The sequence below is a fragment of the Algoriphagus aquaeductus genome, from assembly GCF_003253485.1.
Classification (GTDB): Bacteria; Bacteroidota; Bacteroidia; order Cytophagales; family Cyclobacteriaceae; genus Algoriphagus; species Algoriphagus aquaeductus.
Window position 1 is genome coordinate 311,907 of sequence record NZ_QKTX01000001.1, and the last position, 14,200, is coordinate 326,106.

Genomic DNA, 14,200 nt, shown 5'->3' on the forward strand with positions numbered 1-14,200 from the left:
CCATGTCTGGCAAAGTAAAAGAACAGGAAGCCATCCCGGTTTCCAAAGTGCAGCGGGCTGCCAAATTCATTTCCACTGGAGCAAAAGTAGGAGGGAACTACGTCAAGCATTACGCAAAAAAGATTGTCAATCCTTCTTTGGACAAGGAGGAACTGCACCAAAACAACGCTTCGGATATCTACAATTCTTTGAGTGAACTCAAAGGTTCTGCCTTGAAAGTGGCTCAAATGATGTCCATGGATAAAAATCTGCTTCCAAGAGCTTATCAGGATAAGTTTACGATGGCGCAGTATTCTGCTCCGCCCTTGTCCTATCCGCTCGTAGTGAAGACTTTTCAAAAGTATTTCAGCAAGACTCCCGAGCAGCTTTTTGACACCTTTACCCGATCCGCAGTCAATGCGGCTTCGATCGGTCAGGTGCACCAAGCAACCAAAAACGGCCAAACCCTCGCGGTGAAAATCCAATACCCCGGTGTGGCTGATTCGGTAAGCTCAGACCTCAAATTGGTTCGTCCTTTTGCGCTCAGACTTCTGAATATGAATGAAAAGGAACTTGATCACTACATGGAAGAAGTGGAGGAGAGGCTCGTCGAGGAGACGGATTATCATTTGGAAGTGGAACGGTCTCGGGAGATTTCTGAAGCCTGTTCACATATTCCAAATCTTCGATTTCCAAAGTATTACGACGTGTGGAGCTCAGAACGAATCATCACGATGGACTGGATTTCCGGTAAGCACATCAAAGAGTGGATGGAAACCAATCCCAATCAAACCATTAAAAATCAGGTAGGTCAGGCACTTTGGGATTTTTACCATCACCAAGTGCATAACCTGAAGCAGGTTCATGCTGATCCGCATCCGGGGAATTTCATTATCGAGCCGGATGGCACGTTGGGAATCATTGACTTTGGATGTGTGAAGGTCATTCCTGAGGACTTTTATCAAGGTTACTTTGCCCTGATCAAAAAGGAGCTAGTGATGAAAGAAGAGGAACTCAATCAGGTGTTCTATTCTTTGGACTTCATTTCGGATAAAGATACCGAAGAGGAGAAAACTTACTTCAAAGGAGTATTCAAGGAAATGATCTCCCTGTTGGGCAAGCCTTTCCATGTAGATCGGTTCGACTTTGCGGATGACAGTTATTTTGAGCAGATTTTCTTGTTGGGTGACCGAATCTCCAACGATAAGATGTTTAAAAAATCCCGACAGGCACGCGGTTCAAGACATGGCTTGTATATCAATAGAACCTACTTTGGGCTCTATAATCTGCTCAATCAGCTTCAGGCTGAAGTGGATACGACCAAGCCCGATTGGTTGAAATGATCAGTTTAGAGAATAAGGAAAGTCCTCGATTTTATCGGGGATTTTTTTTGGTTTAGTCAGTTGGTTAAAGAAAATTGATATTTGTTTCCAAAAAGTGTAACTTTCTTTAGTGAGAATCATATCCGAAAAAGTCCTCGTTGATTTTATTAAAAAACATCCGGATTCTAGGGCTTCCCTTGAAAAGTGGGTAGAGACGATAAAGATTTTAAAGTTGGAAAATCTTAATCAATTGAAGGGGATTTTTAGATCGGCTGATATACTTCCAAAGAATCGAGTTGTATTCAACATTGGAGGAAATAATTATAGGCTGATTACTGGTATTCATATAGCAAAACCTGGCAAACAGGATGTGGTGTTTACTATTTGGATAGGTACTCATGCAGAATATGACAAAATCGACGCAATTAACATTTGAATAGACATGGAAACTTTAGATAAACCAAAATTGAAAATTCTGGAAAACGATGCTGAATATTATCAAGCATTAGAATACCTCAAGAGTTTGATTGATGAGGGACCAGTTCAGCCAGGAACTGAAGAGGAAAATTATCTTGAGGTCATGTCAGTTTTGGTTGAAAAATATGAGGAGGAAAAAGGATTTAAACTGGACTTTGATAAGTCAGATCCCATAGATTGGTTGAAATATTTTCTTGAAGAAAATGGTCTTCAGCAAAAAGACTTAATTCCGGCCTTAGGTCCATCCAGTAGAGTGTCTGAAATCATGAACAAAAAGCGGCCTTTAAGCCTGAAACAGATTAAAAATTTGAATCGGCAGTTTGGAATTCCAGTTCAGCTCCTCATTAAGTGAAAGATGGGTTTTTAAAATGGATTGCCACCGTTGCCCCAAGTAGATTTTAACCATTAAGCAAGTGAAGAAAATTAAGAATTTCTTTTCTCAAAGGGAGAAAATTAGATTAACTTAAAATTCAAGATTTCCCTCCTCTTAATTTTATCAATTTCTTAAAGGTTAAAAAAAAAAGAGGCCGTTAGGCCCCTTTAGTTTATTTGGAATAGGTCACCCGATAGATGCAGTTAGCCATATCGTCGGAGATCAGCAAGCTGCCGTCAGGCAATTCCTGAACGTCCACAGGTCGGCCCCAAACATCTTGAGTAGCCGGGTTGAGCCAGCCTGAGGCAAATACTTCCTGTCCGGTCACTTTTCCACTGGCATCGATTTTTGCCAAAACGACTTCATAGCCCGACTTTTTGCTGCGGTTCCAACTGCCGTGTTTGGCGATGATTGCGTTGTTTTTAAAGGTTGTTGGGAACATTCCGCCTTGGTAAAAGCGCATGCCAAGCGGGGCGGTGTGGGCTCCCATTTTTGCCGCAGGAGCCACATAAGCAGAAGCCTCTTTTCCTTTGCTGCCAAATTCCGGATCTTTTACCGTACCGGCATGCCAGTACGGATAGCCGAAGTGTTGGCCTTTGGCAGTAGCTCGATTGAGTTCGCAGTCAGGCACATCATCACCCATCATGTCGCGACCATTGTCTGTAAACCACAGCTCTTTGCTTTGCGGATGCCACGCAAACCCAACTGTATTTCTTACACCACTTGCATATACTTCGGGTTTTGATCCGGGCTTGCTTACATCCAATCGGGTGATGCTCGCGTAAATCGGATTTTCCTTTTCGCAGATATTGCAAGGGGCACCTACAGGCACATAAAGCATTCCATCAGGCCCAAAGGCGATGAATTTCCAGCCGTGATGCCCGTCAGTCGGGTAGCCATCGTAAACGACCTCAAATTTCGGAGCAGTCAGGTTGTTTTTGATGTCTTTGAACCGAAGGATTCGGTTGACTTCGGCCACATAGAGATCTCCATTTTTGTAAGCCACACCATTGGGCATTCGAAGTCCTTCAGCCAAAATGAACTTATAATCCGCTTTTCCATCGGCATTTTCATCGACTAGGGCATAGACATTTTTCTCCTGCCGGTTGCCGACAAAGACAATCCCATTGTCCGAGATGGCCATCGAGCGGGCATTGGGTACATCTGCCGCCCAAACATCGATTTTGAAGCCTGCAGGAAGTTTGATCTGATTGAGTTTGACATCGGCTTTGGCACTTCGGATGTCCTTTTTGTTATTCCCGTTGGAAGTTGACACGGGTGAGAGCTTTCCCTGGCAGCTGGCATTTAAAGAGAGAAATCCCAGTGCAAGGGAGAAAGCAAGAGGTTTGAGGTAATTCATGGGTTTGGGTTTTTTGTAAAAATAAGCTAATACTTCAGAGATTGTTTTGCCAGAGCAAGTGGATAAGCGGGGCAATGGTTATTTTTGCGCCATGTTATCCATTAGCAACCTTTCCTATTTCATCGGCGGACGAGCTCTGTACGAAAATGCCAACCTTCATATCAAGCCCAAAGACAAAATCGGTCTGGTTGGTCAAAATGGTACCGGCAAATCCACCTTGCTTAAAATCATCAACGGAGATTACCAAGCCACCACAGGAGAGGTACAAAAAGCGAAAGATTGCACGATCGGTTTTTTGAATCAGGATTTGCTTTCCTATCAGTCGGATGAAAGCATCTTGAATGTGGCCTTGGCAGCTTTTAAAGAGACCTTGGCCCTTCAGGATGAAATCGATAAGGTACTCAAGCAAATGGAAACCGACTATTCGGAGGAAGTAATCAATAGGCTAGCGTATTTACAGGATCGATTTGAATCCAATGAAGGCTATACGATCAAAGCCAAAGCGGAAGAGGTGCTGGAAGGGATCGGTTTTCAAACGGCTGATCTCCAAAAGCCACTTCGTCAATTTTCAGGAGGTTGGAGAATGCGGGTCATGCTTGCCAAACTACTCTTGGAAAAACCATCACTTTTGATGCTTGACGAACCGACCAACCACTTGGACTTACCTTCGATCCAGTGGGTGGAGAATTACCTGAAAAACTACGAAGGCGCGGTAGTAGTCGTATCTCACGATCAGACTTTTCTCGATAACTGTATCAGCACTACAGTCGAAGTAGCCAATCAGACACTGACTTCCTATCCGGGGAATTATTCTTTCTACAAAGAGGAGAAAAAGCTGCGCATGGAGCTTCAGCAAAATGCCTATGAGAATCAACAGCAGATGATCAAGCAGACCGAGCGGTTCATTGAGCGATTCCGTGCCAAAGCCACCAAGTCCAATCAGGTCCAGTCCCGAATCAAAGCTTTGGACCGAATGGAACGGGTCCATGAGGTCGTCAATGATGAAGCGTTTGTCAATTTCAAGTTTAAATTTTCCCAGAAATCAGGGCGGGATGTGGTCGTGTTGGATCATGTGTCCAAGGCCTATGGAGATTTGGTAATTCTGAAAAATACCACTGCCCGAATCGAACGTGGAGACAAAATCGCACTAATAGGAGCTAACGGGAAAGGGAAATCTACTTTACTGCGAATTATTGCCGGAACCGAGCAAATTCAAGGCAGCAGAACTGAAGGTCACAACGTGATCAAATCCTTTTTTGCGCAGCATCAGTTGGAAGCCTTGACTTTGGACAATGAGATCATTCAGGAAATGTCGCAAGCGGGGAGCGGAAAAACCGAAATGGAGCTTCGTGGCGTTTTGGGCTGCTTTCTTTTTTCCAATGAGGAAGTCTACAAAAAGATCAAAGTCCTCTCAGGAGGAGAAAAATCTCGCGTGGCATTGGCAAAAACCCTGATTTCAGAAGCCAATTTTCTTCTGCTTGATGAACCGACCAACCACTTGGATTTTCAGTCTGTGAATATCCTGATTCAGGCTTTGCAGCAGTATGAAGGTACTTTTATTACCGTGTCTCACGATCGTCATTTTATCAAAGGTGTGGCTAACAAAATCTGGTACATCGAGAATCACGAGATCAAAGAGTATCCGGGTACTTACGAAGAATATGAATTCTGGAGAAGTCAACAGACAGAGGTAAAGGCAGTTGCTCAGGTGGTTCAAAAAGTGGAGAAAAAGCCAATAGAAACTCCCAGAAATACGCCCGAAATCCAACAAGCCAAGCGTGATCTCAGAAAACTGGAAGAGCAACTTTCAAAGATTGAGAAAGAGATTGAGTCTCTTGAGCTGCTGAAAAGGGAAACGGAAGAGAAAATGGCCGATCCGGAAATCTATGCTGATGAATCCAAGGCTCAAAAAATCCAGGAAAGCTATCAGGATATCCAAAACAGCCTGTACGAGGCGAATGCCAAATGGGAAAACCTCGTTGAGGAGATTTCCAGACTTCAGGAAATCACTGCGGCTTAGTTTTTGACCTATGCAGGACTTATCTTGAGGTTATGAAAAAGTTGATTTTAGGAATTGGGATTTGGTTTTTGGCTTGTTCTATTTCTGCCCAAGCTCAGGTTTTGGAAGATAGGGTTTTTGCGGATCATGTGTTTTCTGCCCGGGTTTTTCCGGAAGATGGCCAAATTTCTTCCACTATTGATGCGCCCGTTGTCAGTCTTCAGGATTCCAAGCGATTGGTGTTGCTATTTGATGATTTAGCATACGATCCTGAGTTGTACACCGCCAAGTTGATCCATTGCAATGCTGACTGGCAAAAATCCGGTCTTCGGGACAATGATTTTTTAGGGACTTTTAATCAGTTCAATGTAGAAGACTACAACTATTCGGTCAATACGCGGGTTCCTTACATCCACTATCGCTTTGTCGTTCCTCAAGTCACCAAGTCTGGAAATTACATTCTGAAAGTATATAAGAATAGAGATGAGAGTCAGGTATTGATGACCAAACGGTTTATGGTGTATGAAAGCCTGCTAAATGTTGGTGCGGGATTGGTGCCTCCCACACAATCAGAAGAGCGATCTACTCTTCAACAACTTAATGTGGCCGTAAACTATTCTCAAACAGAAGTAATCGACCCCTCAACTCAGATCCAGGTAGTAATCCGTCAAAATCAGCGTTGGGATACAGCCAAGCGATTGGTTAAGCCGACTTTTCTGAATCAAAATTCTAAATTGATTCGCTATGAATCCTTCGATGGAGAGAATACTTTTCGGGCCGGGAATGAATTTAGATTCATTGATCTTCGATTCATTAGAGCCACTGGAGTAAATATTGCCTCGATCAAAGTGGAGGAAGCGGCTATTTATGCCGAATCAAATATTAGTACTCCACGTCCCACAGAGCCATATAGCCAATACTTGGATCTAAATGGTCAATATGTGATTCTAACCAATGACCGGCCTGGAGGAAATCCCGAAGTGGAAAGTGAATACATTCTGACCAACATTTATTACAGGGATTCTCCGGGTAAAGATATTTACCTCGTTGGGGCCCTCACTTCATGGGGAAGTTCGCCTGAGGGAAAGATGAAATGGGATGCTCGAAAGAATGTTTATTTCACCGAGTTATTGCTCAAACAAGGATGGTATGATTTTCAGTTTGCTGAAAAATCACAGAATGGGCTGGACTCTTATGCTATTGAGGGAAGCCATTTTCAGACCGAAAACGAATATGAGGTATTTGTCTATTTCCGAAATCTGGGTTCAAGATACGATCAGCTTGCAGGGTATGCGTATGTCCAACCCAATAGACGCCGGTTTTGAAGCGAAAAAAGGATGGTCACAATAGTCAGATACTCCTTTGGTTCTTGATCAAGATTTTTAGGAGTTTCGGAAAGGTTGAAATTATGAGGTTTTTCTCGTCTGGATCTTGATAATGGCAAATAATCAATTGCAGGCTTTCAAGTGTCTTCAGGTAAACCTTATTATTCCAAAAAAAAGCCCTCAGATTTCTCCGAGGGCTTCTGATTTTAAATTTCAGTTGAATTTTCGTCGAATGAAGTATCTTCTCCTTCCTCCTCTGAGGTCGGAGCGACATTTTGTCTTACCCGATCGGTTGGTTTGTAGGGTACAAAACCTTCTCTCTTGAATTTGTAGGTGGTTGTTCTGTTGCCCGAAGGGTGATTGGCCAGGTCCAACATTCCAAATCCTTTGTGGGTAAATGCTCCCAAGCCACATTTGAATACAAAATCCTGAACCTCAGGGGCTGCATACAAAGTAAATGGAAGGGTATATCCTCTCACTTCATATTTGACATCCATGTCATACACTGCATAGATCCTGGCGAATTTCTTCTGCTGCTCTTTCAGCTTGTTGACATAAACCATGTCGGGTACCACCTGAAACTTGTAGAAAGATTCCATTTGCTCGGGAGTATACCAGCCCGACTTTTCCATTCGGGTCAAGGTAGATTCATAAAGCAAATCGGAAAATTCATCGCTGTCAGGATTGATGAATCTTTTTCCTGCTTCCTCATTGAATGCCGGAGTGATGAGCACCAATGGAGAAATACACACGAACTTGTTTGAAGTTTCCAAAGTAGGTTCTACTTCCAACTCGGTGTATTCAGGTGAAAGGATGAGATTACCCAGTTCGATTTTTGGGGTGGCAAAAACCTGCTCTAGAAGATAATCCATGAATTCTTCACTTTGTGAAGAAAGCACCAATGTGACCAGGCTGGAATAGTAATGCAAGCCACTTCTACTCACCTTGGTCTGACCTTTCAGGCCAGAAAAGTTGAAGTAATTGTAGTTGAAGAATTCTTCACGGCCACCTTTTACAATTAACCCTTTAAGGAATTGTGCAAGGATGTACTGATGGTGAAAAGGCAGATAAGAGCCTTTGTTTTTTAGTGAAAATATTAGTCTAACTCTCACGGTGATTAAAAATAAAATGAGACAATTGTTGAATTAAAATACTTTAATACTTTTTGGGTGGATAAGCACCGTAAAACTACAAATATTTTTTAGCAATTGTCAAACATTAAATCTAAAATGCATGATATCCCCGTCCTGAACGACATATTCTTTTCCCTCAATGGAGATTTTACCGTTTTCGCGGCATCCAGCTTCGGTTCTAAATTGCTGATAGTCGCTCAACTTGATTACTTCTGCCTTGATGAAACCTCTTTCAAAGTCGGTGTGAATCACACCTGCTGCCTGAGGGGCTTTCCAGCCTTTGCGTATTGTCCATGCTCTAACCTCCTGAACACCTGCTGTGAAATAAGTGATGAGATTCAAGAGGGAATAAGCTCCGGATATCAATTTATTCAATCCGCTTTCTTCCAATCCATATTCAGAAAGGAACATCGCCTTTTCCTCGGCATCTTCAAACTCGGCAATTTGAGATTCGATTGCGGCACACAGGACAATGACTTCTGCATTTTCTTCTTTCACTTTTTCGCGTAGCTGGTCCACGAATTTATTACCGGTCAAAATGCTTCCTTCATCCACATTGGCCACATAAAGTACAGGCTTGATTGTCAACAGGTGAAGATCTCTTACTGCCTCTAATTCTTCTTTGTCCACCTCGATGGCTCTTGCATTCAATCCTGAAGTCAACCCTTCTTTGAATTGATTTAGCACTTCAAGTTCTCTTTTTGCCTTGGCATCACCGGATTTGGCGATTTTTTCTATCCGCTGAATTTTCTTTTCGACAGATTCCAAATCTTTCAATTGGAGTTCAGTGTCGATCACTTCCTTGTCAAAGATCGGATCAACTCCCCCTGCCACATGGACGATGTTGTTGTCCTCAAAGCACCGGATCACATGGATGATCGCATCTACTTCTCTGATGTTGGCTAGAAACTTATTGCCAAGACCTTCTCCCTTTGATGCCCCTTTCACAAGTCCTGCAATGTCCACAAATTCGATAATCGTCGGAACTACCCGCTGTGGATTGACCAGTTCTTCAAGGATTTGAAGTCTTTTATCCGGGACAGAGACTACACCCACGTTGGGTTCGATGGTACAGAAAGGAAAGTTTGCTGCTTCTGCTTTTGCGCTTGAAAGCGCATTAAACAATGTGGATTTTCCAACGTTTGGAAGACCCACAATGCCACATTGTAATGCCATTAATTCGTTGCTTTAATTTTAAAGATTCGGTAGGATTTATATCCCTTGTAAAATTCCATCACAGAGACTCTGAAAATGGTATAGACAGGGATTGCAAAAATCATCCCCACTATGCCGGCTATTTTTGCTCCGGCAAAGATAATAACAAATATCTCAAGGGGATGAGCTTTTACGGATTTGGAAAAAATCATAGGCTGCAAGAGTACATTATCCGTGATTTGTACAGCCGCAAACACTGAAATAATTTTGATTAAAAAATAAGTGTATTCGGTATCAGTAGAGAAAGTTCCGGTGGAGATCCCCACGACGATGCCAAAAACTGTTCCCAAAATCGGTCCGGCATAGGGAATCAAATTGGCAATCGCCGCAAATAGGGCTATGGTAAGGGCGTATTCTACTCCCACTAATGTAAGTCCAAATCCTGATAACGAGAAAATGGCCAAGATTTGAAGCAACAGTCCGAAAAGGTAATTGGACAACAGTTTTTCAACTTTTGTAAAGGTGGCTACGGACAGTTCAAAATAGGCGTTTGGAATAAGATTTAGAAAGTTTCTTCTAAGCAGTCCATTTTCCAATAGGAGAAAGAACGTGATGAAGGCTACGGCCAAGGTGCCTATCAGTAAGCTACTGGTGATGGAAATCAGTCCACTGATAAATCCCCCAAAATCAAATTTTTTGACGGTTTCAAGGATAGATTGCTTGATTTCCTCGATCAATAGCCCGGGATTGTTTTCCAGTAATTGATATCGGATCAAAAAACGCTCGAGTTTTCCGATTGGCTCCTGAATTTGAAAGTAAATGCCTTCCAAATCCAATTCACTAAGAATAATTACCTGCTGATTGATCAGAGGGAAGAATACCAGACTCAGTAAAAAAACCAGAAAAACAATGGCCGTGTAGGAAATCAGAATGGAAAGCCAACGAGGGATATGCTGTCCTATCAAATGAAAATCATTGATCCTGTTGGTCAGTGGCCTCAAAAGTGCTGCAAGAATGAGAGAAATGATTAGGTAAAGGGTAATGTTAGAAAAGTACCATCCGAAAATCAGGAAGGCGATCAGAAATAAGAACAAATAGACAAAAAACCGCTGCATCGATTTAGGAAAATGAAAAGGAGGCCTAAGCCTCCTCAAATATACTTGCTAATTGTTGTCTAGCTAATTTTTCAAATAGGACTTTAATTACTCCCACCGAAGCTCATCATTTATTTCGTTTTCCGAATCTTCATTTTCGAATTGTTCGAAATCAAACTCAGGCATTAAGTCAGTTTTGATATGGTCTACAGCTTCGTTGAGCGCGTTCACAAACTTGAAGAAATCCTCCTTGTATAAAAAGATTTTGTGCTTTTCGTAGCTGAAGTTGTCTCCATTTACCCGTCGCTTACTTTCTGTAATGGTCAAGTAATAATCGTTTCCTCTGGTAGACTTTATGTCAAAAAAGTAAGTTCTTTTTCCTGCCTTCACTTTCTTAGAGAATATTTCATCTCTATCATAGCCTCGATGATCTTCCACAGCGCTTTCTGTTTTGGGGTTGATGGATTAAATAACGGTCTAAGATAAAACAAAAGCTAACTAGAATTCAAAGGCTGTTTCTACTTTTTTTTGAAGACTTGTTGAAAAACAGGGATAAAAAGTTAAAAATCAGAAATAAATACAGTGATGTTAAACAATTTTTCTAACCCAAATAACCCTTGCTGTCAATACAAATTCGAAAGGGAAGGGGCAAAAAAAAGGCGACTCGTAAGCCGCCTGTCGTATTATTCGCCATGCAAGAACGCTTTTTTGGCGAGCAGTTCCTCTTCGGATTCGCGGTGATCCGGATCATCCACGCAACAGTCTACTGGGCAGACTGCCGCACATTGAGGTTCCTCATGAAAGCCATTGCATTCGGTGCATTTTGCAGTCACGATGTAGTAAAACTCGTCAGATACAGGCGCTTGTTTTTCTGTGGCACTTACCACGGTACCATCTTCGAGCGTAACCTCCTTCAGATTTGTACCTCCACCCCAAGTCCACTCTACACCACCTTCATAAATTGCTGTATTTGGGCATTCAGGTTCGCATGCACCGCAATTGATGCATTCGTCTGTAATCATTATTGCCATAGGTCTTCAGTTTTGATGCTTCAAAAGTACAATCTCCTCAACTTTGAGGCAATAAAAAAGTTGTCATACTAATTAATTTAAATTTATTCCAAGCTAAGGGGCTTTTTGGATACCTTTGCAACATGAATTTAATTCCAACTTTTCAGGAGAGAGTTTCTGCATTTATTCAGCTTGGGAAGAGGATTTCCGAGTTGGATTCAGAAGAGAAATTCTCACTTTTCAGAAAAGCCGAAAACCAAAATACTTGGTTTACCTTCTTATCTCTTCAGTCTGCATTGGATGGGATTTCATTTCTAATCAAGGAAGAAAATTTGGAAAGGTGGCTTTCTGCGTATTCTTTTTCGAAAAACACCAACCCCAAGAAGGTCGGAATCCTGATGGCTGGAAATATTCCTGGAGTGGGATTTCATGATTTAATGTCCGTGTTGATCTCCGGTCATGTGGCATGCATCAAGTTGAGTTCATCCGATTCGGTCCTGATGAAATGGATAATCGATCAGCTTATATCGATCAACCCAAAATTGGAACAGTTGATCAGCGTTGAAGAGATGCTGAAAAACAAAGACGCTTACATCGCCACAGGGAGTGACAATTCTGCCAGATATTTTGAATACTACTTTGGCAAATACCCGCACATTATCCGTGCAAACCGGACCTCTGTTGCCGTTTTGACAGGGAAGGAAACCGAAGAAGAGTTGTCTAATCTTGGAGATGATATTTTTCAATATTTTGGGTTGGGGTGCAGAAATGTTTCCAAGCTTTTTGTGCAAAATGAAGAGATATTGATCCGGCTGTTGCAGGCGCTTGAATCAAGGGCTGAAGTTGCTTCCCACCACAAGTACCACAATAATTATGAGTACAATAAATCAATCTACCTGGTCAACGGGGACAAGCATTTGGACAATGGTTTTTTGATTCTCAAAGAAAGCCAAGAGTTAGTTTCACCGGTCGGAGTACTTTATTTTGAAAAATTCACCACACTTGAAGATTTGAAATTAAAACTGACGGCTTCCAGCCCAAGGATTCAGTGTGTGATCGGAAGGGATGAATTAAAGATTCCAGGTGTAATATCCTTTGGACAGGCTCAGATGCCCGCGCCATGGGACTATGCAGACGGTGTGGATACGCTTCAATTTTTGTTAGGACTTGATTAAGCTTTCATTCCAAGCAGGCAATTCCATGCAGAAGATGGTGCCTTCTCCTTCTTTGGAATTCACCTGAAGTGTGCCGTTGTTTTTGTCCAAATATTCTTTGACCAAGATCATGCCCAACCCTGTACCGCTTTCATTACTTTGGCCCCGGGTGGTAAATGAGATGCCCTCTTTCAACTTCTTGAGGTTTTCTTCTGTGATTCCCAGACCATAATCTTTGATACAAATTTTCAGACGGTCGCCTTTTTCCTGGCAGGTGACTTCTATGGTACTGGAAGGATTGGAAAATTTAATTGCATTGGAGATCAAATTCCGGAAAATCAATTCCAACATATTTTTATCGGCCATTACCCAGGTATTTTCAAATCCCTGTATTGCGATCTCTATGGATTTGTCTTTTGCAATGCGGTCCAAAAGATTTTTTTGGCTGCTGACCAGTTTGTGCAGGTCGATTTTTTGGGGCTGAACATATTCTCCCCGCAGCTGCGAACTCGTCCATGCCAAAAGATTTTCCAATAATATGGCTACGTGTTCCATGTTTTTGGAGACCTCAGGCAGCATAGACAAAAACTCTGCCTCTGATACTAACCCACTTTGAGTCAAATGAATCAATTCTTTGACTCCAAAAATGGGGCCTTTCAAGTCATGGGAAATGATACTGAAAAATTTGTCTTTTAAATCATTAAGCTGCTGTAATTCAGCGGTCTGCTTCTTCAGTTTCTCATTAATTTGAATTTCACTGGTGATGTCCTCAAACAAAAGCAGTGTACCTGAAATCAGTGGACCTCGGTCCCTCAGGGGAAGGGATTCGATTTTGATAAAGGTATCTTCTGAGGTTCCGGTAAGGTGACTTTCTATCGTTTTGGGCTCCGATTGATCCAATAATTTCAAAATCTCCGGACGCTCTTCAAAAATCACCGATGCATGTTGACCGAGAAAAATTTTCTCCGGATTGGAGCTGAATTTTTTTGCGGCACCATTAAAATCAGCGATTTTTTTTCGATGGTCAAAGACCAAAACACCCCTTGTCATTGCCTCAAGAATTTTATCTCTTGCTACGGGCTTGAGGTCCAGTAGATTGAACCGTAAAATGGCAATGGCCAAGAATATATAGGTGAAAAGGAAAGCATAGGGCGTCATGTCCAAGCCCTCATAAGGCTTGAGCCAGGACAATTGATAAAGGATATTGATGAAAAGCGGGAAAAATCCGGCCAGGATTAACAGTCTGGTTTGTAGCTTAAAATGGTTGTTTGCAAACTCAAATCTTCTCCAGATTATCAAAGTCCCCAGGAGATAAAATACATAAGAGTAAACCACCTGCAGAAAATATAAGGGGCCTTTTTCTATTCCAAGTAAAGGAAAAGGTCCAGAGGTAATCAGCCAGTTGTCCCGATAGTGAAGGTGGTGCAATGGATTGGTAATCACGATGAGGAAAATGATAGCGGGCAAAATAAAAAGTGAAGGAAAAACCCATTTTTTGGCCTTTTCTTCAAAACCGGTGTACTTCAGCGCAAACATTACCCAACACGCTGGAGCCATGACCAATCCCGTATACTGAAGTTTTGTGAAAATCAGCATATTTTCGACCTCAGACTGAGTGAGTTCAATCCCGTAGAAAAAGCCCCAAACGGATAGGGATATCATGGTAAATGCAATCCACCTTACTGATTCCTCCAGTTTGAGTCCTATAAATAAAGATAGAACAAGAACTAGGGTGCTGGAAATTACCAGGGTAAGAGCGTAGGCATTAATGACAAAATCCATCTTCTGAAAATTACTCTGGCTGATTAGTCAGTCAGAA

The 14,200-nt window shown here is 42.1% G+C and carries 13 protein-coding genes; 6 read left to right on the plus strand and 7 right to left on the minus strand.

Annotated features, from left to right (window positions below; genetic code table 11):
• Positions 1–2: 2 nt before the first annotated feature.
• From CLV31_RS01325 to CLV31_RS01335, 3 genes are all read left to right on the plus strand, one after another.
• A complete protein-coding gene (locus CLV31_RS01325) occupies positions 3–1,322 on the plus strand; it encodes an ABC1 kinase family protein (RefSeq protein WP_111391067.1) in 1,320 nt (439 codons plus the stop codon).
• 109 nt (positions 1,323–1,431) lie between these two features.
• Positions 1,432–1,737 (plus strand): type II toxin-antitoxin system HigB family toxin, encoded by a 306-nt coding sequence (locus CLV31_RS01330; RefSeq protein ID WP_111391068.1) that lies wholly within the window; start codon positions 1,432–1,434, stop codon positions 1,735–1,737.
• 6 nt (positions 1,738–1,743) lie between these two features.
• Positions 1,744–2,130, plus strand: a complete 387-nt coding sequence (locus CLV31_RS01335) for a helix-turn-helix domain-containing protein (protein WP_111391069.1) — start codon at positions 1,744–1,746, stop codon at positions 2,128–2,130.
• 193 nt (positions 2,131–2,323) lie between these two features.
• Here CLV31_RS01335 and CLV31_RS01340 read toward each other — a convergent pair whose 3' ends face one another.
• Positions 2,324–3,511: a PQQ-dependent sugar dehydrogenase gene (locus CLV31_RS01340; protein ID WP_111391070.1), complete on the minus strand. Its 1,188-nt coding sequence runs from the start codon at positions 3,509–3,511 to the stop codon at positions 2,324–2,326.
• Between the two features lie 91 nt (positions 3,512–3,602).
• On the opposite strand from CLV31_RS01340, the gene CLV31_RS01345 reads away from it, so the two are divergent.
• Positions 3,603–5,531, plus strand: a complete 1,929-nt coding sequence (locus CLV31_RS01345; protein WP_111391071.1) for an ABC-F family ATP-binding cassette domain-containing protein — start codon at positions 3,603–3,605, stop codon at positions 5,529–5,531.
• A 32-nt stretch (positions 5,532–5,563) separates the two neighbouring features.
• Entirely contained in the window at positions 5,564–6,835 is a 1,272-nt protein-coding gene (locus CLV31_RS01350; RefSeq protein ID WP_111391072.1) for a type IX secretion system plug protein, read from the plus strand.
• A 206-nt stretch (positions 6,836–7,041) separates the two neighbouring features.
• On the opposite strand, the gene cas6 is transcribed toward CLV31_RS01350, so the two are convergent.
• The 5 genes from cas6 to CLV31_RS01375 form a co-directional block, all read right to left on the minus strand.
• Positions 7,042–7,947 (minus strand): CRISPR-associated endoribonuclease Cas6, encoded by a 906-nt coding sequence (gene cas6, locus CLV31_RS01355; RefSeq protein WP_111391073.1) that lies wholly within the window; start codon positions 7,945–7,947, stop codon positions 7,042–7,044.
• Positions 7,948–8,046: 99 nt separating this feature from the next.
• Positions 8,047–9,144, minus strand: a complete 1,098-nt coding sequence (ychF, locus tag CLV31_RS01360; protein WP_111391074.1) for a redox-regulated ATPase YchF — start codon at positions 9,142–9,144, stop codon at positions 8,047–8,049.
• A complete protein-coding gene (locus CLV31_RS01365) occupies positions 9,144–10,238 on the minus strand; it encodes an AI-2E family transporter (RefSeq protein WP_111391075.1) in 1,095 nt (364 codons plus the stop codon). The genes ychF and CLV31_RS01365 overlap by 1 nt, the downstream gene beginning before the upstream one ends.
• 87 nt (positions 10,239–10,325) lie before the next feature.
• On the minus strand, positions 10,326–10,655 hold the full coding sequence (locus CLV31_RS01370) for a DUF3276 family protein (RefSeq protein ID WP_111391076.1): 330 nt from the start codon (positions 10,653–10,655) through the stop codon (positions 10,326–10,328).
• Between the two features lie 245 nt (positions 10,656–10,900).
• The gene (locus CLV31_RS01375; RefSeq protein WP_111391077.1) at positions 10,901–11,248 is read right to left on the minus strand and encodes a 4Fe-4S binding protein; all 348 of its coding nucleotides are present in this window, start codon (positions 11,246–11,248) and stop codon (positions 10,901–10,903) included.
• A 122-nt stretch (positions 11,249–11,370) separates the two neighbouring features.
• Between CLV31_RS01375 and CLV31_RS01380 the strand changes: the two genes are divergently transcribed.
• Positions 11,371–12,402, plus strand: a complete 1,032-nt coding sequence (locus CLV31_RS01380; RefSeq protein WP_111391078.1) for an acyl-CoA reductase — start codon at positions 11,371–11,373, stop codon at positions 12,400–12,402.
• On the opposite strand, the gene CLV31_RS01385 is transcribed toward CLV31_RS01380, so the two are convergent.
• Positions 12,388–14,163 carry a sensor histidine kinase gene (locus CLV31_RS01385; protein WP_111391079.1) on the minus strand — a complete coding sequence of 592 codons (1,776 nt, stop codon included), beginning with the start codon at positions 14,161–14,163 and terminating at the stop codon, positions 12,388–12,390. The two genes, CLV31_RS01380 and CLV31_RS01385, sit on opposite strands and share 15 nt — an antisense overlap.
• Between the last annotated feature and the right edge of the window lie 37 nt (positions 14,164–14,200).